Raw genomic sequence first — 22,117 nt, forward strand, 5'->3', positions numbered from 1 at the left:
TTATCGACCGGGATACCATCAATTTCGGCATCAATTACGGGGGCGCCGGAGGCATCTTTTTGGATAAGCTTAACCTGAACGGACAGATCACCCTGCCCGATACCGCCAATTACGCCATTCGCTTCGATGACTCTGATCTGGTCCTCTTTCAGGAACCGTGGACGATTCGTCGGGATAATCGGATCGTGATCGGCCCCCAGTACATCGATACCCGAAATTTCAGCCTCCGCAGCGGAGAGCGCAGCATCCGGCTTACCAAACGGGGCAACCGGGGACTGGACCTCAACCTAGACAACATGGCCCTGAGCCTGGTCGACTCCGTCTGGAATTACCAAGCGCTCGATTTTGGTGGCCTGGTCGACGTCCACCTGGGAGTCGACGACGTGTTCCTGCTGCAGGGGCTGAGCGCCGACCTCCGCAGCGATACCATGCTGATCAACGGAGACGATTACGGATACCTGCGGGTGGATTTGCGGGCGCCAAGTCCTAAGGGAAGGGTAAGCGCCTTCCTGAATCTGAACCGGGACACTTCCCAGCTCATCGCCGAAGCCACCTTTAACCTGGCCGACCTGGCAGAAAATCCCCGCGTGGACCAGGAGCGGAATTACCTGGATTTGACGGTAAACGTCACCGGCTATCCCCTCGATCTGGCGCGCTACTGGGTAGGGGGTTCCGTATCGGATATCGTGGGTAAAATAAATGCGCAGCTTAACGTGGTCGGCCCCGCCAGCGAGCCTGACGTCCAGGGCTACATTGACGCCTCCGCCGGCGCTTTCACGCTGGATTACCTGCAGACCCGGTACCACTTCAATGATTCCCGGGTACGCATCACCAACAACCTGTTCGACCTGGCCGGCACCCGCTTGCTCGACCGGAACAACAATGTAGCCCGTCTGACGGGTGGCATCACCCACGACCGGCTGAAAAACCTGGGCATTAATGCGCGGCTGCGCACCGATCGCTTCCTCGCGCTCGATCTCGCCCCTGGCGATAATCCTAACTTTTACGGGCAAGCCATTGGCGGCGGGACGGTAGATTTCACGGGCAATTTCCGGCAGACCGACATCTACGTACGGGCAACTGTCGGGCGTGATTCAAGGCTCGCCATACCCGTCACCCAGGGGGCCGGAGCCGGGCCGATCGACAACGTGCGGTTTGTGGACCGAACCGTTTACAAAGAGAAAGAACAGGTTACCGCCGCCACCGACCCTACCGGGGTAAGCCTGGAAATGGAAATCGAGGTGACGGACGAGGCCGTCGGGGAAATTATTTTCGACGAAGAGGTTGGTGACATCCTCCGGGGGCGGGGCAACGGCAACCTGAGCTTACGCATCCCACGGGACGGCGATTTACAGATGTACGGGACCATCACCCTGACGGAAGGAGATTACCTCTTCACCCTCTACAAGGTCGTTAACAAGGAATTCTCCGTACGCCCGGGGGGAACGGTAAACTGGTCCGGTGATCCCTTTGCCGCCCGCATTGATATTGCCGCCGATTACCAAAATCTGAAAACGCCGATCATTAACTTTATCCGGGAGTACCTTCCGCTGGATGGCGCCGGCGACGGGATCAACGACCTGACGCGTGCAGCCGGCCAGGCTACGGATATTGACCTGACGCTCAAGCTGGACGGGATTCTTACCCAACCGGATATCAATTTCGATATTGGCTTCCCGAACCTGGACGGAACGCTGGAAACCTACGCCAATAATAAGCGCCGACAGCTGCTGCTCGACCAGAGTGAGCTCAATCGCCAGGTATTCGGCCTGATCGCAGTCGGCCAGTTCCTACCCGGTGACCTCAGCTTTAACGTTGCCGACGTCGCCGTCAATACGGTCAGCGAGTGGTTATCCAGCTACCTCAGTCTGCTGTTGAACGACCTGCTGGAAGATGCCTTCGGGGAAGATGCCTTTATCTCCGGTTTTGACTTCGATATCGCCTACAACAACTACACGAATACTACCCCGGATGCCATCAGTCGTCGCGGCCAGACGGTAGAGTTTTCCTTTCGGCGTGACTTCAACAATCGCCTCAGCCTGAGTGGCGACGTCAATGTTTTAAACGACCAGACCGTCACGGGTGGCAACACCGGGACCTTCATCGGCAACGATGTCGTGCTGGAGTACGTCCTCAATGACAGCAGATCCCTAAAACTTCGCGTCTACCAGCGGCGCCAGCCCGACATCGCCAGCGGCCGCCGGATCCAGGTGGGAACGGGCCTCAGCTGGCGCCGGGAATTCGATTCGCTGTCCGAGTTTTTCGCCGGATTTCGGAAGGACGCGGCGGGTAAACGCTGATCAATCGTTTCCTCCGTTTCCCAGGTAACGATAGTACCGCAGAACCAACTGCCAGTCGTCCGTGACCCGATAATCCCGCGCGTACAGAACGTTCAGGTGGTGAATGGCGGGTGCGTCGTCCACCCCGATGGCAATACCGGGATAAATCACCCCGGGTCGAATGGCGGGCAGAAGCCTTGCGTCCGGATCTTCGGGATGGTAACCAACCCAACTACGCCGCCCGATCAGTACTCGCAGGAGATTGAACAGGTAATTCCGCTTGTCGATAACCGGCCAAACGGTAATCGGTAGCGTAAGGAGGAGAGCCAAGGCCAACGTCCGGTCGAATAACCACTTACCCCGGCGGTAAACCGGATCGTCGATCCGCAAATGCACGTCGATGGTATATAGCGTCCCCCGTTGGTCGGGGCGGTGGCTCCCGATGATGCTGCGGCTCTTTTCCGGTAAGATTCGGTACTGGAGATCCGGGCCCAGCTCACTCATCCAGCGCTGGATATCGCCGATGTCAAGATCCGCAGAGCAAAAGATGATCTCTTCCACCCGGTAGAGGTGCGCCAGCGCTACGAGACGATCCGCGCTACCAATGTCGTCGGTATGGGATTCGGTGACGGCCTCGTTTCGGCCGCCGGGCCGCACTCGCCCGATAAAGTGCCCTTTCGCCCCAACCCGCTGGAGCAGACTTAGGGTGCGCTCCGTTTCCGCCACGCCGCCTACGATAACCAGGCGGGTATCGCCTCCGGATCCGATCGGTTGACGGCTAATAATTCGGGCGCCGGCGCGCAGGAGCAAGGTCCAACCAACGGCCCAACTGGCACCCAGGACCAGGAGTGCCCGGCTAGGACGTAAATCCTCGGGCAACAGTCCATAAACCGACAGCAGCATTAACGTACCGATGGCCAGACTACGCAGCAAGCGGCCGTAATCGTAAGGACGGTCGTAGCCCCCACCGAGAAAAATGCTGGCGGTCCACAGCAGCGTATAAGCCGGAAAATGGATACGGTTAACGTAATCGGGAAAGTAGCCCGGATCGTTAAAGTGGTAGGCCGCCCACGTCCGTTTCAGTATAATCAGGCCCACGTAAATTCCTGCGGCGTCCAGGACGGGAAATCGCAGCCTGCTCCAGAGATGGTAGCCGACCGTCGCGATTGCCCTGACGTAAATAGCCAGCTGCATCATCCAGACCAACAGACTCGCCCGGGACCCGGAATAGTGCTTCCGGGCAAAGATCACCATGGCCTGGTAAAATACCCGAACGTAGTTCAAACTGCCCCGCTTGGTGCTTTCTCCCTTGTAGTGCAGGATACGGGTACCGGGGAAGTAGTAATTGTGGTAGCCACCCTTCGTGATGCGGTACGAAAGGTCGATGTCTTCTCCGTACATGAAGAAGGCCTCGTCCAGTAGCCCGACGGTTTCCAGCGCGCTGGCCCGCAGCCACATAAAAGCCCCCGCCAACACGTCGACCCGGTGCACCGCGTCTTCGTCGAGGTATCCGAGGTGGTAGGTATTGAAGCGAGCCGATGTAGGAAATAGCCTCGACAAACCGAAAGCCTTGGTGAACGCCACCCAGGGCGTGGGCAGTCCGCGCTTGCTTTCCGGCAGGAAACGGCCGCTGCCGTCGATCATCTTCACGCCTAATCCTCCCAAGTCGGGACGGGACTCTGCGAAAGCATAACATTGGTGGAAGGTATCTTCCTGAACGACGGTATCGGGGTTGAGGAGAAGGTGGTATTTTCCTGCGCTCCGGCGCAAAGCCTGGTTATTAGCCACGGAAAAGCCCGGGTTGTCTTGGTTTGCAATTACCTGAACCCAGGGAAACCGTTGCCTGACCATTTCCACCGAACCGTCCGCGGAGTTGTTGTCCACCACCCACACTTCGGCATCCATTCCCTCGACCGCCCGCGCTACGCTAAGCAGGCACTGCTCGAGGAAGTGTCGGACGTTATAGCTGACAATGACTACGGAAAGCTGCACGTCGTAAAGGTAGAACGCAAACTTCTGCCGACTCGCAGGTTATACTACTCTATGCCCGACACGACGCCCCCCATCGGAACCGCCAGCGGTATTCAGCTTCTTCTTCACACTGTCCTATGCGTGATCGGGATGGTGTTATTGACCAGTTTCGGCGTCACGATGCTGGCAAAGCATTTCGGAATAGCCCTCGTTAGCGCCGGCGAGCCCCTCGCGACGGTGGGTGAGCGCATGCAGCTCCGGCTGTTGCTCCTCATCAACAACCTGGGCACCTGGGGAATACCCGCCCTGCTGGCGCTGCTGCTTACGTACGGACGTAGGTGGTCGGACGCGGCAGGATTCGTTCGCCCCCGGCATCCGGGCATGATCGGCAATGCCATACTGGTTTTTCTCTTCGGAATTCCCCTCGTTGCCCTGGCAGCCTACTTCAACCTACAGCTCGACCTCCCGGATTGGATGGTCCGGTCGGAAGCGGAAGGCAACGCCCTGCTCGCCAGCGTACTGCGAATCGAAAGCATATCCGAGCTTGCCGTTGCCCTCCTGACCGTTGCGGTGGTTCCGGCCTTTGCCGAAGAGCTTATGTTTCGGGGATTGCTGCAGGGACGGTTGCTGCGTAGCATGATGAGTGGAACGGCCGCTATTTGGGTGGCCGCCATCATTTTTTCCGCCATCCATCTGGAATTCGCTGGATTTTTTCCCCGACTGTTGCTCGGGGTACTGCTGGGATACAGTTATCGCTGGACCGGCTCATTATGGGTACCGGTAATTCTACACCTCTTGTTCAACGGCCTACAGGTAATTACTACCTACCAAGCCGGCACCTTCGTGCCCGATACCGAGATGGATACGCCGTTCGCCACCCTAGCACTAGCGGGGATACTGAGCCTGGTGGTAGTGCTTTACCTCGGGATGCGTAGCGAGCGAAAGGTGTCGGCGGGCTAAAGCCTATTCTCGGTAGGACGCGCTGCTCTCGAAGATGGCGAGGAATAGTTCCCGGTGCAATGGCGTAAAAGGATGCTTCCTGCGTTCCATCATCCTTTCGGCGGTTGCCATGGCTTTCTCCACGCGATAGGGCTGTAGCCCCTCTCCCCCGCCCCAGCTGAAAGACGGGATGAAGGACGGTGGAAACCCCGCTCCGAATACGTTCGCGCTGAAGCCGACCACGGTGCCCGTATTCAACATCGTATTGATGCCGGTTTTACTGTGATCGCCCATGATAAGTCCGTGAAACTGCAGTCCGCTTCCCACCATCCGGTTTTCCGCGTACGACCACACTTTCACCTCTCCGTAATCATTTTTCAAGTTACTGGCGTTCGTATCCGCGCCCAGGTTACACCATTCGCCCACTACGGCATTCCCGAGGTAACCGTCGTGTCCCTTATTGCTGTTGCCCTGAAAAACGACGTTGCTGATCTCGCCCCCGACCTTGCAGTCCGGTCCTACGGTCGTTCCCCCGTAGATCCTGGCGCCCATTTTCACCACCGCTTCCTGCCCAATCGAGATCGGCCCCCGTAGTAGGCAGCCTTCTAGCACCGTGGCATCCTTCCCGATGTAGATGGGACCGGATTCCACGTTCAGAATACAGGCTTCCAGGGTGACGTTCGCTTCCAAGAACAAATTCTCGGGCGGGCCGATGAGGGTATTGGAAGCCGATAACGCCTCGGAAGTCCGGCCACCGGTAATCAATTCGAAATCGGATACGATAGCCTCCCCGTTTTGGAGAAACAGGTCCGCAGGACGGGAAACGAACCGGTAGGGCAGATGGGGGGCGTCCTGGACGTTCACGCCATCCAGTGTACGATCCGTGGCGTATGCCCGCGCTCGCTCCTCGTTCAGCCGGGCGACCAGAAGTGCCCCCCCCCGAAGCCACGCGGTGTTTTCCGGGATACCTTCTATCCAGGATACGTTGGAAACATCGGGTACCAGGCTTCCTTCGATCAGCAAGTTGTCTTCACCGAAGTTTGGCGGGAACAGCCGGCGGAGGTAAGGGGCAGACAGATAGCTAGCCGGCATATCCAACCTGCGCGCCCACTTTTCCCCGAGGGTGAGAATCCCTAACCGCAAATCGGCGACGGGTCGCGCGTAAGTCAGCGGTAATAAGTCGACGCGGTTGGCTGAATCAAATAATAAAAGGGGCATAGGCTCACAGGTCGAAACCGATATCAGACCGGTAGTTAGCGCCTTCGAAGGCAATCTTTTCCGCATTCGCGTAACACTTCCGGAGGGCTTCCTGGAAGGTTTCACCGTAGCTGGTCAGCGACAACACCCGACCGCCGTCGGTGACGATTTGCCCGTCTTCCCTGCGTTTGGTGCCGGCGTGAAAAACCTGACTGTCCCGCACCGTATCGATTCCGGATATGGCCTTTCCCTTTTCATACTTTCCCGGATAGCCTCCGCTAACGAGCACCACCGTTGCCGTTTGCCGGTCGTCCATATCGACGACTGCCGCGCCGAGTTCCCCCTCGGCGGTTTCGAGCATCAGTTGCATGAAGTCGTTGTTTAGCCGGGTGAGCACGGACTGGGTTTCGGGATCCCCGAGGCGGCAGTTATACTCGATGAGGTGGGGTTCGCCCTCCACGACGATCAATCCGAAAAAGATAAAGCCCCGGTAGTCGAGCTTGCGGGCGGCAATTCCCTTCAGGGTAGGTTGAATGATCCGCTGTTCCACCTTTCGCATCAGGTCGGCATCTACAAAGGGCGGATGGCTGATGCTTCCCATCCCGCCGGTATTCGGGCCGGTGTCCCCTTCCCCGATGCGCTTATAGTCTTTGGCGGTAGGCAGGATACGGTAGCTCTTGCCGTCGGTGAGTACGAACACGGAGAACTCGATGCCGTCGAGAAACGCCTCGACGACGACCTTCGATCCGGCTTCCCCGAATTTTCCTTCCAGAATAGCCCGCACCTCCCCTTTCGCCTCTTCGATATCGTCCAGGATTAACACACCCTTACCCGCGGCCAGTCCGTCGGCTTTGAGCACTACCGGCGTCGCGCAGTTGCCAACGTAGTCAATGGCCTCCGAGACTTCGTCTACGGTAAACCGGCGGTAAGCTGCGGTAGGAATGCCATATTCCTCCATAAATGCCTTGGCGTACGTCTTGCTCCCTTCCAGGCGTGCGGCTTCCCGGCTAGGGCCGATGAAGTAAACGGTTTTGAGCCGGTCGTCGCTGCTGAAATAATCTTTGATACCCCGTACCAACGGTTCCTCCGGCCCGCAAACGACTAGCTTGATATTCTTATCCACGACCAGGTCCTTGACCGCGGAAAAATCGTTCGGATCGACGGCCACGTTCGTCCCGTGGTCGCTGGTGCCGGCGTTGCCCGGGGCGATGTACAGGTTAGCGCAGAGGGGACTGGCTGAAAGTTTCCAGGCCAGGGCGTGTTCCCGCGCTCCGGCGCCCAAGAGTAATACGTTCATATAAATTGGTTTTTCGGGTCTACTCAACCACTACTGCTTTCGATTCGGTAAAGTATTCGGTCTGAATGCTGGTTTTAATGTTCCCGATCTGATCCTTGAAGACCCGTTGCTTGACGAGGTACACTTCGTAACTGCCGGGCGCGATGTCGTCAATGGCCTGAAAAGGCAATGAGACGGTTCCGCTGCTGGTGGGGCCGGTTACCAGGATACGTTTCGGGGTACTCCGGTCACCGGGCTCGAAAAAGATGACCAGGCTTTCGCGCTCCGTCAGCCCGCGATCCGCCACGTCGAAACGCACCGATGCACTGCGATTAAGGGTGTCGGGCAGTGAATCGATGAAGATCCCATGGGTGACGAAACTGAAGACAGCAGGTTCGCCCTGATCATCCACCGTGAAGCGTACCACCTCCGGGAGCTTTCGCTTGGCCGTGTACCGGAACCTACGTCCGGGAAGGCCGTCGAGTGCTTCCATCGTATTGCCCATCATGCCGGGAACCTGGCGGGTCGAATCGGGCAGGAGCAAGTCCGCCGTGACGGTACCCCCGGCGGCCTCGTAGCGCAAGTGGCCGCTGACGGTTTTAACCTCGTGTACTACGGTTGGCGCCTCGGAGCCACAGCTCAGCAACAAGAGTACCAGGAAAAGGAATGGATAGACCAACTAACTGCCCTTTTTTGCAAATGTAAGCCGTCGGCGGCGGCCAGCTCACTGCACGCCCCAATCAATCGGCGCTTTTCCGTGCTGCCGCAGGTATTCATTAGCCTTTTGGAAATGATCGTTGCCGAAAAAACCTTTGTCAGCCGAAAACGGACTGGGGTGCGCACTCTCCAGCACGAGGTGGCGAGTGGAATCTACCAATTCGGCTTTTTTACGGGCGAACGCCCCCCAAAGCATGAAAACGGTGTGCTCGGTTTTATCGCTCACTGCCTTGATGCTGGCGTCAGTAAAGTATTGCCACCCGGAACGCTTATGACTGCCCGGCTTGTTCCGCTCCACGGTGAGCATTGCGTTCAGGAGAAACACCCCCTGTTCGGCCCACTTCGTCAGGTCGCCATGGTTCGGTATCGGTAGTCCGAGGCTGTCGTGAATCTCCTTGTAAATATTGCGTAGACTCGGGGGCACCGTAACGTCCTGCGGAACGCTGAAGCTCAGCCCCATGGCCTGCCCCGGATTGTGGTAGGGGTCTTGCCCCAGGATAACCACCTTGACTTGGTCGATCGGGGTGGTATTGTAGGCATTGAAGATGAGCGAACCCGGGGGGTAAATGGTCTTATCGGCCTTCTCTTCCTTGAGAAAGCGGATGAGGGTGCCGAAATAGGGCTTCGAAAATTCGGGTTCCAGTGCCTCCTTCCAGGAAGGCTCGATCTGTACGTTGGTGGCTGTGGCCATGGCGGGGTTAGTGATGATTCACCACTGTAATTCCCCCGCCCCGGCAATTGTTCCCGTTCTATACCTTGACAAGCTCGTCCAGCCGGACCATGCGCCCCTCCGCGATGCTTTTTCGCGCCGCGATACCGATAAGGACCGAGTAGGCGCCATCCGTGGTACCAGCCATATGCCCTAACGGATCCGCGGCGTCGGGATTGACGAACAGATAATCCAGCATGCGGCGGTCACCACCGCCGTGGCCGTACCGGTACTTCGGCACTTTAATGCTCTTGAAGTCCCGCTCGAAATTCTTGTGCAGGATGACTTCGTGGAATTCCGTGGGCACCTCCTCCGTCTTGAACTCCATTTCCGCTCCGTGGAGGGCGGCCTGTTCGTCCTTGCTGTACTCACCCCGTTGGTAGGGAATGTCTTCCCAGGAATCGATGCGTCCGTTGTGACCGTTGAAGGCGATCCGGTACCCTTCGTAGGGGCTATAGGTGGTGAGACTGTAGTTGACCACCACGTCGTTGTCGTAGAGGATTTGGGCGCTCATCTTGTCCCAGATATTAATGTCCTCCCGGAATACACAGCTGTCGCGGATGTAGCCGTCGTACTCCTCGTTATCGACGTAGAGGTTCATGAGGTATTCGTCTTCGGTGATATCCCAGTAGTAGGGGCATTCCGCTTTGTGCTCGCAGCTCCGGCAGGATTCGCCGCGGAAGGGGCCGTTCTTTCCGTAGTGCTCCAATGCACCGAAGGCGGTTACGGCTACGGGTTTGGCATTGACCCACCAGTTGAGCAGATCGAAGTGGTGCGTCGCCTTATGTACCCAAAGCGACCCGCTGTTCTCGACGTAGCCGTGCCACCGGCGGAAGTAGCTCGCGCCGTGGTAGACGTTGAGGTACCAGTGGAAATCGACGCTGGTCACTTTACCAACTTCCTCGTCGTGCAACAGTTGCTTGATGGCCGTATTGTGGGGAGAGTGGCGGTAATTGAACGTCACCAGTACTTGCTTTCCGGTTCGCTCCTGGGCATCCAGAATGGCCTGGCACTTCTCCGCGTCGGTGGTCATCGGCTTTTCCGTAATGACGTTGGCGCCGTGTTCCATCGCGCCGATAATGAAGGCATCGTGAGTGGAGTCCATGGTGGTGACGATGACCCACTCCGGCTTGGCCTCGGTCATCATTTTATCGAAGTCCGTGTACGCCGGACAATCGACCCCCATGGCCCCCTTCACGAAGGCTACCCTGCCCGGGTTGATGTCGCAAAGTCCGACGAATTCTACCTGCTCTCCGTAGTTCTCCACCAGGTTTCTGCCCCAAAGCGAGCTACCCCGAATACCCGTCCCCACGAGCGCGATGCGCTTTTGGGCGGAATTTTTCCAGAGAGAGAAGGCATTTGCCTGGCTGGCGGCCAGTGCTGCACCAAATAATGCGGTAGATTTGAGAAAGTTTCTGCGTTGCATGATCAGCTTTTGTTCCGTCAAGGTAGCATATTCTCCCAATAATGTATGGGCGGCGAGCGCAGGATCAATAAGTAAATCGGACTAAAACCCTTTTCTACCCATTGCCATGGAACTGAATGCCGACCTGGGGGAGTCCTGGTACGAACGTCAAATCGGAGACGACGCGGCCCTGATGCCCTATCTCGATGCCTGCAACGTCGCCTGTGGCTTCCACGGCGGAGATGCCCTGACCATGCAACGTACGATCGATCTGGCGCTGGAGCACGGGGTGTCGATTGGCGCGCATCCGAGTTTTCCGGACCGAAAGCATTTCGGCCGCTCCCCCCGCCAACCCGCTACCGACCAGCTCCGGGCCTGGTTAGTCTACCAGGTAGCCGCACTCCAGGGAATGGTGCAGGCCGCCGGTAGTCGGCTGCACCACCTGAAGCTCCACGGTGCCCTTTACCATTACGCTAACCGGGAAACCGCGGCCGCGGAAGCATTGGTCTCGGTGATGAAAGCACTGGAGGTTCCCATTCTTTACGGCCCGCCAAATGGCGCGTTAAAGGAGGTAGCGACAGCGGCGAACTTGTTGTTTTACGCGGAAGGCTTCGTAGACCGTCGCTACGAGGACAATCTCGACCTTCGCTCGCGGCACCACGCCGATGCTGCCATCGAAAGCGTGGAGGAAGCGGTCGAGCAAGTAAGGTTGTTATTGGATGGGCGGGTGCGAACGGTGAACGGCGAGGTGCGCACCATCACGGTAGATACCATGTGTGTACACGGCGATCACCCCGGCGCGGCCGACAAGGCCAGGGCCATCAGGCGGGCGCTGGACGCTACTCTTCTTCGAGGATAGCGTCGTCGATCAGGCTGTCCCCGTCGTTATCGTTGTCGTCAAAGCCGGCAATTAAGTCGCTCTTTTTGCGCGGCTTGTAGTCCGGATCGTTCTGGACCCGCATATCCTTACCTCCCTCGTTGTGATAATCCCCGCGGGCAAAGCGATCCGCGCGGTCGAAGAAGGAATCGGTACCGCTGAGCGTAGATCCGGAGGCGTCCCGTTCGTTTTCCTTGTTGTCGAAGGCACGGGCGCGAGCTTCCGCCTGCGCGGCGGCACGTTTGGCTTCCTCGATGCTGTCTTCCAGTCGCATCTTTTCCGCCTCGCGGTTGGCGTGATCGATGAATTTATCCGCCTTTCCCTTTAGATCCGCGCCGGTACGGGCGGCGCGGTCGAGTAATTCGTCACCGGCCTCCTTGGCCATTTGTTTGGCTTTCACCCCGGTGCGGGCGGCCGCGTCCAGCGTGGAATCGGCAAGCTGGTTGAGAGCGGAAGGCTCCTTAGCGGAGGGAGGGGTGTCTTCGACGAGATCCGCTTCGAAATCGATGCTACCGGACTTGGGTGCATCCGCTTCGGAAGTAAGATCGAGGCTATCGAAGTCGAAAGCGTCGCCATCGTCCTCATCCGTCGGGGGCGTAGGCTTAGCTGGTTTGGGGGGGTCCTGCTTGTACACTTTATCCCCCAGTTCGGACAGCGCACCCTTCCCCTTTTCGATGTAGCCCGGGGCGCGGGCGGCGAGGTCTCTGGTGGCGCGCCTCGTAAGATCGAAGAGCTCTTCCCCTTGATCGGCTAGTTCGTCGCCCGCTTCCCGCGCCACGTCGCCCGCCCGGGATGCCTGGTGTTTGGCAACTGATTTGGCGCCGAAGAAGATGCGTTTAAGGTCGTTGAAGAGGGGCATGGTGGGAGGGTTATGCGATACGTAAAATAGCGATTTTCAGCAAACTCCTACCTACACCACAACGTTGCGCGGGTTTCGCTGTGCGACCGGCTTTTCCATCGCTTGGTTCGTTGCGGCCTCTTCCTGGGGCATTTCTCCGTTCTTGTATTTGTAGAATCCGTAGTGCCGCTCCTTGTCCAGGGTCAGCCCCGGCCCGTGAAACATGATCCGCCACCAGGCTTTCGGGTGCCGGTACGTCTTCATGTCCTTGAGCATGTCGATGTGCTCGTGAAAGACCAGTTTAATGGGATTGTAGCTATTGACTGGCTTGAGGATGCCGTAGTTGGGGGTTTCCTGCTCCGGACAGAAGGTACCGAACATCCGATCCCAGATAATAAGGCTGGAGCCGTAGTTTTTGTCGAGGTACTTTTCCTCCGTGGCGTGGTGTACGCGGTGGTGGCTGGGGGTAACGAAGAAGTATTCGATGGGCGCCCACATCCGGTCGATCAGTTCGGTATGGATCCAGAACTGGTACAATACCCCGATTTGCATACAGATAAAGAAGACGAAGGGGTCGAAGCCCAGCAGCGCGGCCGGAATGAAGAAGATCACTTTAATATGCTGCGTCCAGCTCAGGCGAAACGATACCGTGAAGTTATACTGCTCCGAGCTGTGGTGGGTGACGTGGGTAGCCCACCAGAAGCGCTGCTCGTGACTCACGCGGTGGGCCCAGTAGCGACAGAAGTCGACCACGAAGAAACAGGCGATGAAGCTCCACCAGGTCGTCGGGATGTAGAGGGGCGTGAGGTTGTAAAAGAAGAGGATGATGCCGAAAGTAGCGGCCTTTACTAATGCGGTACTTACCAGGTTACCGATACCCACCCCGGCGGCGGCCAGCCCGTCTTTGATGTCGTACTTATGCTTATCGGCGTGGCTGGTTCCCTGCCGACCGGCGATGTAGTCCGTTAATTCCTCGGCGTAGGCATTCCGGTAACTGGTGTACCGGAAAGGATTGTAACCGCTTTTCCGCAGCGTGGGACGAAGTGACGTATCGTAACCCAGGGCCTGCGCCGCTTCTTCCAGTTCGTGGACGTACTCGCGGCGGCGCATGAACCACTCGATGATCGTAAGGGCGACCATTACGGGTACGGCGTACACGATAACGGGTGGAAACTCCAGGTTTTGGATATCCTCGAAGGTATAAAGCGGTTTGGTCATAGGTTTGCTATTTGCCGGTTCCGTAAAGCGATTTTCCCGCAGCTTCGTACTTATCACCTTCCGTCCAGAAAGGAACAACGTCGCGATTGGCAATAAGCCGCGCAGCCAGTGTAAAGATTTGGCAATACTCGGTCAAATACCGCATGTTGATCGTCTCCGGATTATCCGTCACCTGGTGGTAATATCGCATGATGGTATCGTCGAATCCGCCGAAGCCGGGAGCGAACGTCAGCGCGGGTACCCCCATGGCGGCAAAGCTTACATTGTCGGAGCGGTCGAACAATCCTTGTTCCGGTGCCGGATCGCTAATCACGCGTTTACCGAACGCCTTGGCGGCAACGTTTACCTGCTCGTCGATGCCGGTACGGTTGGCGCCAATGAGGGAGATGGCCGACGTATCGTTGTAGCCGCCGCCGTCGGTATTGAAGTTGAAGACGGTTTGCTCCAGGGGCACCAGTGGATGGTCGGCGTAGTACTTGCTACCGAGCAGCCCCATTTCCTCGCCGGTAACGGCCAGTACGATCACCGACCGGCGGGGCGGGCGTTCCGCGAAGGCACGCGCCGCAGCCAACAGGCTGATGGTACCGATGGCGTTGTCACGCGCACCGTTGAAAATACTATCGGCTTCGGTGTACGCTCCCCCACCCTGCCGGCCTACGCCAACGTGATCGAAGTGGGCCGTCATCAGCAGGTATTCATCGCTGACCTCCGGATCGCTTCCGCGCAGTATGCCACCGACGTTACGGCTGTCCAGTCGATCTACCCGCATGCCGCTGCTGGTTACGGCACCTTCCATGGTGGTGCCGGCTTGTTGCAAGCGCTGGATAACGTCGTCGCCGAAGCGGATGAAGCCGTACGGGATATCCGCGCTTTCTCCGGCGCTGATCGTCAGTCGCTCGCCGCCCAAATAATTGCGGAAACCATTCCAGGGAAACGGGAGGCTGTAGATTTCAAATAAGGCAACCGCTCCGGCCGCGGCGGCCATTTCGGCTTTCTCCTGGATACCCCGAAACACCGCCTGCTGGCTCTGATCGCCGGGAAGCCCCGCGCGGGTAATCACGATTTTACCTTCGACGTCGAGATCGGCGTAATCGTTCTCGCCGGTTTCCGGGTCCACCCAGCCGAAGTTGGCGAATACTACTTCGGTCTCGGCACTGGCTTCCGGGCCGCGTACTACCAGTAGATCGTCGTCCATGGAGTAGACGTTGTCTCCAATAGTTACCAAACCGGTGGTGGGTGCCTGGACGCGGCGCAACGGTACTTCCTGGAAGTAACTGCTGTCTGCTGAATTGATGGGTTCGTAACCGAAGCCACGGAGTTGAGCGGCAATGTATTCCGCGGCGATCTCATTACCGGGCGAGCCGGTACGCCGACCCGCCAGGAAGTCGGAGGCCAGGAAATGCATCTCACCGGCCAGCTGCAGGCTGTCGAAGGAAAACTCCGGCAGGCTACGGTCGACCAGCTGCTGCGAACGCAGGGGAATGGACGCCAGCAGGGCGAAGAGCAGGGTGGGTAACGTTGTGCGAATCATGCGCCAAAGGTAATTAGGAAACCACGGGCATACCGAAGGCCTCGGCAACTTCGGGCAGGACAATTTCACCGCGAACGACGTTGAGACCGGCCCGTAAGCCTTCGTTCTCCGCCGTAGCGCGTTCCCAGCCCTTGTCGGCGATCTGCAGTAAATAAGGGAAGGTGGCGTTCGTAAGCGCTAGTGTGCTGGTGAACGGCACCGCACCGGGCATATTCGCCACGCAGTAGTGAATGACGCCGTCGATGGTGTACGTGGGATCTTCGTGGGTGGTGGGGTGGCAGGTCTCGATGCAACCGCCCTGGTCAACGGCAACGTCGATGACCACGGTTCCGTCCCGCATCTCCCCCAGCATCTGGCGGGTGATCAGGTGGGGGGCCTTGGCACCCGGTATGAGCACGGCCCCGATGATGAGATCGGTCCGCGGTAGCTCGCGGCGGATGTTGTACTCGTTGGAGAACACCAGGGTGACGTTCGCCGGTAAGGTATCGGCCAGGTAGCGGAGACGGTCCAGGTTGATGTCCATCACGGTGACGTTGGCCCGTAGGCCGGCCGCCATTTTCGCAGCTTCGGTACCCACTACCCCGGCACCGAGGATCAGCACGCGGGCGGGGGGAACCCCGGCGACACCACCGAGTAAGATGCCCCGTCCACCGGCGGGTTTCTCCAGGTATCGCGCGCCTTCCTGGACGGCCATGCGACCGGCTACCTCACTCATCGGGACGAGCAGGGGCAACGTGTTTTTCGGTCCGGTGACCGTTTCGTAAGCCAGGCAAATGGCTTTACTGCGCACCATGGCCTCGGTGAGGGGCCGCGAACTGGCAAAGTGGAAATAGGTGAACAACAGTTGTCCTTCCCGTACGAGTTTGTATTCATACTCAATGGGTTCTTTCACCTTTACGATCGTCTCGGCACGGGCGTAGACGGTTTCGATATCGGCAACGACCTCAGCGCCGGATTCTACGTACTCCGCGTCGGTGTAGCCGCTATTGGTTCCCGCACCGGTTTGAATCAGCACCGTATGCCCCCGCCGCACGAGGTCTAATGTTCCACCGGGAGTCAGGGCAACCCGGTTTTCGTTGTTTTTGATTTCTTTCGGACATCCAATAATCATAAACTTGGTTTTAAAGCTTGGTTAGGCAAAGGGCAAAAGCTATTCGGCGACGATGGCTAGCTGGCCGTCGTTGCTCAGCGCCATCCGGGTGATATCCCGGAGGCCGTAAAAGTTGAGGTCGGCCACGAGCTGCCAGCGCGATTCCCGGTTCGGGAACAGGCGGTACAGCTTACTCCCCTGACCGGTGAGAAAGCTACCGTCGCGCAACAGCACGAAGTCTTCCGTACCGTCGGGTAATTCCGCGACCGACTCGGCCGGTTCATCGAGGCGGTACAGATTTTTCTGCATCAGTCGCCAGGGCGTCGTTGATTTGTCGACGTAGACGAGGTTGCCGTTGCTCATGCGCGCAAACGTGCGACCGGTCTCGGTGGCCAATGTCTGGGGGGTAGCCCCGTCGCCGGCGGCGGATAGCACCAGCCGGCTCGGATTTTCAACCAGGAAGAGCGCTAGCTGACTGGGATTGAGCCATTCGTAATAGCCGATATCGCTCTGTGTGGAAAATACCGGACGTCCGTTATCGGCCAGGTCACCGGGGAAATCCCACAGCCTTAGGATGGTATCGGCACCCACGAATTCCTGGCGCACGGCCGTAAATCGGTTACCGCCCGCCACCTGCACCTTCGGACTGTATTCTCCGGCATCCGTATCGGTCAGTTGCTGCCGGGTGCGGTTAGCCAGGTCGAAGCGGTAAATGTCGGGTTGGGCCTCCCCGGGAAGCTGGACGGAAGCCAGGAGCGTTTCCTCGTCCGACCAGTAGGGTTGGTTGTTGTAGCCGAATGCGTTGAAATCGCTGAGGTACCGCGGATTGGTAAGCGCCACCGCCGTATCGCGCAAGGCCAGGTCGAAGACGTACAGTTGCGTCTTCGGGATCTGCGCGAATCCCACGGCCGAGACCAGAAAAGTAAACAGGAATCCGGTGAGGAAGCGTCGCATGGCATTGGTTTGATGGTAGGGGCAAAGATAACGCGAAGGCAAGGATCGGTCTACCGGACCCGCGCCCCGGCGCCAAACTAATCTTGGGACAACATATCCGACATCGTGAAAACGCCGGAGCGGTGACGAACCCACTCCGCCGCGGCAAGGGCGCCACGGGCGAAACCTTCCCGGGAATGTGCCGTATGCACGATTTCCAGGGTATCAATCGGCGAGGCAAACCGGAGGAGATGGGTGCCCGGAACCTGGTCTTCCCGGTAGGAGGCAATCGCAATCGGTTGGCCTCCCAGTGCCTTCCGCACGCCTTCCTCCAGGGTCAGGGCCGTTCCGGATGGCGCATCCAGCTTCTCGGTATGGTGGGTTTCTTCGATGGACGCGGTGTATGGCTCCGCGCGGATGCGACTGGCGAGATAGCGGGCGGTGGCGAAAAACAGATTGACGCCGATGCTGAAGTTGGTGGCATAGAAGAGGGCTCCCCCCTTTTCCGCCACCCACCCGCTGACTTCATCCAGCCGGTCGTGCCACCCGGTCGTGCCGACCACCACGGGGACGCCGGCTTCCAGCGCCAACCGGATGTTATCGATGGCGGCATCCGGACGGGAAAAATCGATGGCGACGTTACAAGTGCGCAGGTCGGCGGCGGTGATTTGCGCGCGATTGTTTTCGTCGACCCGCAGGACGACCTCGTGGCCGTCTTCGGTGGCTAATTTTTCAATGATGCGGCCCATTTTACCGTACCCCAGAAGCGTAATTTTCATACCGGCTGTTTAGACGAGCGAAAGTACCCCGTTCAGCGGAATGGCTAACCAGGCCGGACGGCTATTCAGTTCGTAGGCTACTTCGTACACCGCTTTTTCCAGGATGAAAAGATTCAGCAGCGCCCGGCGGTCTTCCTCCCGCGCCGGAAGGTAGGGGGCGTCGCCGGAGGCAGCAAAGTAGGCATCCAGGTAATTGGCGGAAACTTCCCGGTACCAAGCTTCCGCCCGTTCCGTAAGGTCGCGCCCCCGGTACCGCTCGGCGTTGAGAAGGAGCTGGCCCTGGGCGGCGTAGTGAAAGGAACGAACCATTCCACCTACGTCCTTGAGGGGCGGGCGCTTTCGCCGACGCTCGGGGATGGTCAAAAGCGGCTCCCCTTCGAAATCAATGATGTAGAAATCGGTATCGGTGTAGAGTACCTGCCCCAGGTGGTAATCGCCGTGAATACGAGTAAGCTGGGCCTCCAACGGGCGATCCCGCAAACTACTCAACCGATCGTTCAACTGCCCGTGGGCCCCCAATACCCGTCGGGCGAGTACCTGTTCGGGGCCGGGCAAGCCGTCCATTTTTTCCGCCAGCTGGGCGAACTGCCGTTCCAGTAACCGCAGCGCGGCATCGGTAATTTCGGCCCGGTAGGCCGGCGTCATTTCCTCTGGAGCGAGGTCGGGACGATCGGGGCCGGCGGAAGCTAGCGCCCGGTGCATTTCGGCGGTACGCTCCCCCAGCTGCCGGGCCCGGTCGATGGTGTGCTTGCCGACGGTACGGTCGTCATCGGCAAAGTATTCTTCCGTCAATTGCTGGAAAAGTTCCCATGCATCACCGCGATTATCGACCTTGCCGGTCATCAGGCCCAGGTTCAGGTATTCCTCGTCATTTTCCATACTGCCTACCCCGAGACTGCCACCGTAGGGGGGGCAATTGTCGAAAGCCGTTCGCTCCGAGAGGAAGCGTACCAACTCCAGATCGGGATTTAGGCCCACGCCCAGTTTGCGGAAGAGCTTGAAAAAGAACCGGTCGTCGTAAATAATGGCCGTATTGCTGGTGTCGATCGCGGGAACGGTGCTGGTGGTGGACGCACCGGCTGCTCTCAGGGCGCTCCCGGCTTCGGCGTTGAGTCCGTTTTCCCCTTCCGCGTTGTTCAGGATCATTTCATAGAGGCGGGCCCGAAAATCGTCACGCGGCACCGCATCGGCCAGCATCCCGGTGCCGGTGATTTCACCGAGGATGAGTTTGGGGAATCGCTCTTGGTACATGGTCCGCCGCTCCTTGGTAAAATTAAGCGCCAGAGGCATCTGGTAGCGCTCCCGACTTCCGTCGTTGAAGTCGACGCTGATGGTGACGATGCCCGCATCCTCTTGTACGGGATACACTGCGTCGACGCGGCAAGTAGTGATCGACTTCCCTTTACTGGTGAACCACCGCTGACCGGGCAGGTAGCCGGGAAGCAGCACGTTGGTTAGGGCGTCAGTAAAATCGGGGTCTTCGAAGAGTCGGGAAAAGGGTGTCACGGGCATAGTTGTCGAATGAAATTCACTGTTGGTATAGCGTTAGCGACCGGGCATTGTTTACGGGGTGGCACCCGCGCACCGCCGCCCGACCCGCCTTTCGGGTGGCTACTTTCCGGCCGTGGCCGGGGTGCTCATGACGGGCTTGACCCCCCGCAGCCGAAACCAACGGAAGCCGTATGACCCGATCCGGACTTCATAGCCGCCCTTCTCTTTCGGATTGATTTCCAGTGGCTCGATCAGGTCTACCAGGGGCGTGGGAAGGTCATCAAAGCCGTCGAGGTTGATGACCACCGGGCTGGCGCCGAAGTTGTGGACGGTAAGCAGCAGCGTGCTCCGGTAGCGGTAAACCATGGTTAGTACGGTCGGGCCGTCCGTATCCAGGATTTCCCACTCTCCGTAACCGATCTCCGGACACTCCTTTCGCAGCCGCACCATCCGCTTGGTCCAGTTCAAAAGACTGTCGCGTTCTCGCAATTGCCGCTCTACGTTGAGCATTTCGTAGTCGTAGGGTCCCTGGTTGATGACCGGATGCACGAGGTCCTTCGCTTCCGCCGAGGAGAATCCGCCGTTCTGCTCGTCGCTCCACTGCATGGGGGTACGCACCGCTTCCCGCTCCTTCAGGCTCAGATCGTCGCCCATGCCGATTTCGTCGCCGTAGCGCATCACCGGGGTGCCGGGCAGGGCGAACATCAGGCTATAGGCTAATTCTATTCTGGCGCGGTTGCCGAGCATCGGGGCCAGCCGTCGGCGGATACCCCGGTCGTACAATTGCATACTGTCATCGGGGCCAAAGGCGGCGAACACTTTTTCCCGTTGCTCGTCGGTGAGCCGGCCCAGGTCGAGCTCGTCGTGGTTGCGTAGGAAGTTGGCCCACTGGGCGGTGGGATATATTCCCGCCGTTTCCCGGAGCGCGTCGGCAAGGGGCTTGCTTTCCCCCGTGGCCAGGGCATAGAAAAGGTGCTGGTTGACAAAGAAATTGAACATGAGGTGGAGCCCCCCACCCTTGTCGCCGAAGTATTTCTTGGCTTCCTCGGGAGCGATATTGGCTTCCCCGAGCAGCACGGCACTCCCGTTCCGCCACTGCAGGAACCGGCGCATATCTTCCAGGTACTCGAAGCGGATCTCGCGGTTACCGTTCGAACCGGGTTCCTGGGTTTCCAGCACGAAGGGCACGGCGTCTACGCGAAAGCCGGCGACTCCGAGGGAAAGATAGAAGCCCATCACGCGATTAATCTCCTCCCGCACTTCGGGGTTGCCCATATTCAGGTCGGGCTGAAAATCGTAAAAGCGGTGGAAATAGTAGGCTTTGGCCTGCTTGTCCTTCGTCCAGGTGGCATCCTGCACACCGGGGAAGATGACGCCTTCGTCCCAGTCCTCGGGTTTCTTCTTCGACCAAACGTACCAGTCGTGGTGGCGGGCGTCTTCCCCCTTTCGAGCGTCCTGGAACCAGGGGTGCTGATCGCTGGTATGATTGACGACTAAGTCGATGATGACCTTGATGCCGAGGTTATTGGCCAGGTTCATGAACTCGGCGAAGTCGCCCAAACTGCCGTGGCGGTCGTCGACGCCGTAATAGTCCATGATATCGTAGCCGTTGTCCTTATTTGGTGATGGCTGGAAAGGAGCGAGCCAGATCACGTCCACCCCCAGGGAGTGGAGGTATTCGAGGCGGCGGGTGAGTCCGGCGAAGTCGCCCACCCCGTCGCCGTTGCCATCCATAAAGGTTTCCAGATCGAGGCTGTAGATGATGGCGTTTTTATACCAGAATTCGTTGATCATTAATCTTGAGCTTTTTCGGACCGGTGGTATGGACGCAAACCGGGGGGCTTATGTTCTCGAACATTCTTGGTGAGGGCCGCTTCCAGAGAAAAACCTTTGCATGGCTTCTTTCGGCTACCAGATTTCCCAGGAACAGTATACCCCGCGCCACCTCCTCCAGCTGGCCAAGCAGGCCGAAGCCGCCGGCTTCGACGAAATGGCATCCTCCGATCATTTATTCCCCTGGAGTAATGCCCAGGGGCAGAGTGGATTTACGTGGTCCTGGTTGGGATCGGCCCTGGAAGCCACCTCCCTACCCTGCGGCGTAGTCACTTGCCCCTACGAACGGTACCACCCGGTGATCATCGCCCAAGCAGTGGCGACGCTCTGCCAGATGTACCCGGGGCGGTTCTGGCCCAGCTTCGGTAGCGGGGAATTCCTCAACGAGCACATCACCGGCAACCACTGGCCGGAAAAGGCGGCCCGCAACCGCAAGCTGGCGGAGTCGGTCAGCATCATGAAACGATTGTGGGCGGGCGAGCGATTCACCCACCGGGGAGAGTTTATCACCGCCGAAGACGTGCGGCTCTACACCCTACCGGACGAGCCCCCCGTAGCCATCGCGGCCGCCATTACCGCGCGGACCGCCGCCGAGGTAGCGGAATGGGCCGACGGGCTCTACACCGTCTGGAAGCCCCACAACAAGCTGGACGACGTTATCGACGCTTTCCGGAATAATGGCGGTGAAGGGAAACCGATTTACCTGAAAGTCGACCTCTCCTGCGCTCCGACGCGAGAAGAAGCGGTCGAACTGGCCTTCGAGCAGTGGCAGACCAATGTAGGCACGTCGGCGGTCCACGGCGAGCTCCGTACCCCGGAGCAGTTCGAGTCGGCGAGTCAGTTCATCGGCAAACGCGAAGTAGCGGAATCACTCCGCATTTCCCAGGATCCGGAGGAGCACGTAGAGCTGCTGAAGAAGGACCTGTCCCTGGGTTTCGACAAGATCATTCTTCACAACGTCGGCCTTAACCAGGAATACTTCTTCGATTTCTACGGCAAGCACGTGCTGCCGAAACTCCGGTAAGTAGCTAGTC

18 protein-coding genes are annotated in these 22,117 nt (G+C 58.6%); 4 read left to right on the top strand and 14 right to left on the bottom strand.

Annotated features, from left to right (window positions below):
* Positions 1-428 precede the first annotated feature (428 nt).
* Complete coding sequence (locus tag CLV84_RS22390) at positions 429-2,300, top strand: translocation/assembly module TamB domain-containing protein (protein ID WP_406603348.1); 1,872 nt, start codon at positions 429-431, stop codon at positions 2,298-2,300.
* Here the strand turns inward: CLV84_RS22390 and CLV84_RS20440 are convergent, their stop codons facing one another.
* Positions 2,301-4,271, bottom strand: a complete 1,971-nt coding sequence (locus CLV84_RS20440; RefSeq protein ID WP_104421703.1) for a glycosyltransferase family 2 protein — start codon at positions 4,269-4,271, stop codon at positions 2,301-2,303.
* A gap of 51 nt (positions 4,272-4,322) precedes the next feature.
* Between CLV84_RS20440 and CLV84_RS20445 the strand changes: the two genes are divergently transcribed.
* Positions 4,323-5,210, top strand: coding sequence for a CPBP family intramembrane glutamic endopeptidase (locus tag CLV84_RS20445; protein ID WP_104421704.1), 888 nt, complete (start codon positions 4,323-4,325; stop codon positions 5,208-5,210).
* Positions 5,211-5,213: 3 nt separating this feature from the next.
* Here CLV84_RS20445 and CLV84_RS20450 read toward each other — a convergent pair whose 3' ends face one another.
* Genes CLV84_RS20450 through CLV84_RS20470 form a run of 5 tightly spaced genes read right to left on the bottom strand, consistent with a single transcriptional unit; the run spans position 5,214 to position 10,514 of the window.
* Positions 5,214-6,407, bottom strand: coding sequence for a GlmU family protein (locus tag CLV84_RS20450; protein ID WP_104421705.1), 1,194 nt, complete (start codon positions 6,405-6,407; stop codon positions 5,214-5,216).
* 4 nt (positions 6,408-6,411) lie between these two features.
* Positions 6,412-7,683 carry a phosphoribosylamine--glycine ligase gene (gene purD, locus CLV84_RS20455; protein WP_104421706.1) on the bottom strand — a complete coding sequence of 424 codons (1,272 nt, stop codon included), beginning with the start codon at positions 7,681-7,683 and terminating at the stop codon, positions 6,412-6,414.
* Between the two features lie 19 nt (positions 7,684-7,702).
* Positions 7,703-8,341, bottom strand: coding sequence for a hypothetical protein (locus CLV84_RS20460; protein ID WP_104421707.1), 639 nt, complete (start codon positions 8,339-8,341; stop codon positions 7,703-7,705).
* Positions 8,342-8,386: 45 nt separating this feature from the next.
* The gene (gene ung / locus CLV84_RS20465) at positions 8,387-9,070 is read right to left on the bottom strand and encodes a uracil-DNA glycosylase (RefSeq protein ID WP_104421708.1); all 684 of its coding nucleotides are present in this window, start codon (positions 9,068-9,070) and stop codon (positions 8,387-8,389) included.
* A 58-nt stretch (positions 9,071-9,128) separates the two neighbouring features.
* Positions 9,129-10,514 (bottom strand): Gfo/Idh/MocA family oxidoreductase, encoded by a 1,386-nt coding sequence (locus tag CLV84_RS20470; RefSeq protein WP_104421740.1) that lies wholly within the window; start codon positions 10,512-10,514, stop codon positions 9,129-9,131.
* A gap of 106 nt (positions 10,515-10,620) precedes the next feature.
* On the opposite strand from CLV84_RS20470, the gene CLV84_RS20475 reads away from it, so the two are divergent.
* Positions 10,621-11,352 (top strand): 5-oxoprolinase subunit PxpA, encoded by a 732-nt coding sequence (locus CLV84_RS20475; RefSeq protein ID WP_104421709.1) that lies wholly within the window; start codon positions 10,621-10,623, stop codon positions 11,350-11,352.
* Here the strand turns inward: CLV84_RS20475 and CLV84_RS20480 are convergent.
* The 8 genes from CLV84_RS20480 to CLV84_RS20515 form a co-directional block, all read right to left on the bottom strand.
* Entirely contained in the window at positions 11,333-12,229 is an 897-nt protein-coding gene (locus CLV84_RS20480; protein ID WP_104421710.1) for a hypothetical protein, read from the bottom strand. The two genes, CLV84_RS20475 and CLV84_RS20480, sit on opposite strands and share 20 nt — an antisense overlap.
* A gap of 51 nt (positions 12,230-12,280) precedes the next feature.
* Positions 12,281-13,426 (bottom strand): sterol desaturase family protein, encoded by a 1,146-nt coding sequence (locus tag CLV84_RS20485; protein ID WP_245911571.1) that lies wholly within the window; start codon positions 13,424-13,426, stop codon positions 12,281-12,283.
* A 7-nt stretch (positions 13,427-13,433) separates the two neighbouring features.
* Positions 13,434-14,957 carry a M28 family peptidase gene (locus tag CLV84_RS20490; protein ID WP_104421711.1) on the bottom strand — a complete coding sequence of 508 codons (1,524 nt, stop codon included), beginning with the start codon at positions 14,955-14,957 and terminating at the stop codon, positions 13,434-13,436.
* Positions 14,958-14,970: 13 nt separating this feature from the next.
* Positions 14,971-16,068: an alanine dehydrogenase gene (gene ald, locus CLV84_RS20495; RefSeq protein ID WP_104421712.1), complete on the bottom strand. Its 1,098-nt coding sequence runs from the start codon at positions 16,066-16,068 to the stop codon at positions 14,971-14,973.
* Positions 16,069-16,107: 39 nt separating this feature from the next.
* Positions 16,108-17,001: a hypothetical protein gene (locus CLV84_RS20500; RefSeq protein WP_104421713.1), complete on the bottom strand. Its 894-nt coding sequence runs from the start codon at positions 16,999-17,001 to the stop codon at positions 16,108-16,110.
* Between the two features lie 77 nt (positions 17,002-17,078).
* The gene (dapB, locus tag CLV84_RS20505) at positions 17,079-17,759 is read right to left on the bottom strand and encodes a 4-hydroxy-tetrahydrodipicolinate reductase (RefSeq protein WP_104421714.1); all 681 of its coding nucleotides are present in this window, start codon (positions 17,757-17,759) and stop codon (positions 17,079-17,081) included.
* A gap of 9 nt (positions 17,760-17,768) precedes the next feature.
* Entirely contained in the window at positions 17,769-19,271 is a 1,503-nt protein-coding gene (locus CLV84_RS20510; RefSeq protein ID WP_104421715.1) for a putative maltokinase, read from the bottom strand.
* 99 nt (positions 19,272-19,370) lie between these two features.
* Positions 19,371-21,044 (bottom strand): alpha-amylase family protein, encoded by a 1,674-nt coding sequence (locus tag CLV84_RS20515; RefSeq protein ID WP_104421716.1) that lies wholly within the window; start codon positions 21,042-21,044, stop codon positions 19,371-19,373.
* Positions 21,045-21,144: 100 nt separating this feature from the next.
* Between CLV84_RS20515 and CLV84_RS20520 the strand changes: the two genes are divergently transcribed.
* A complete protein-coding gene (locus tag CLV84_RS20520; protein WP_104421717.1) occupies positions 21,145-22,107 on the top strand; it encodes a TIGR03885 family FMN-dependent LLM class oxidoreductase in 963 nt (320 codons plus the stop codon).
* Positions 22,108-22,117 lie beyond the last annotated feature (10 nt).

It is taken from the genome of Neolewinella xylanilytica (assembly GCF_002934605.1).
Taxonomy (GTDB): domain Bacteria; phylum Bacteroidota; class Bacteroidia; order Chitinophagales; family Saprospiraceae; genus Neolewinella; species Neolewinella xylanilytica.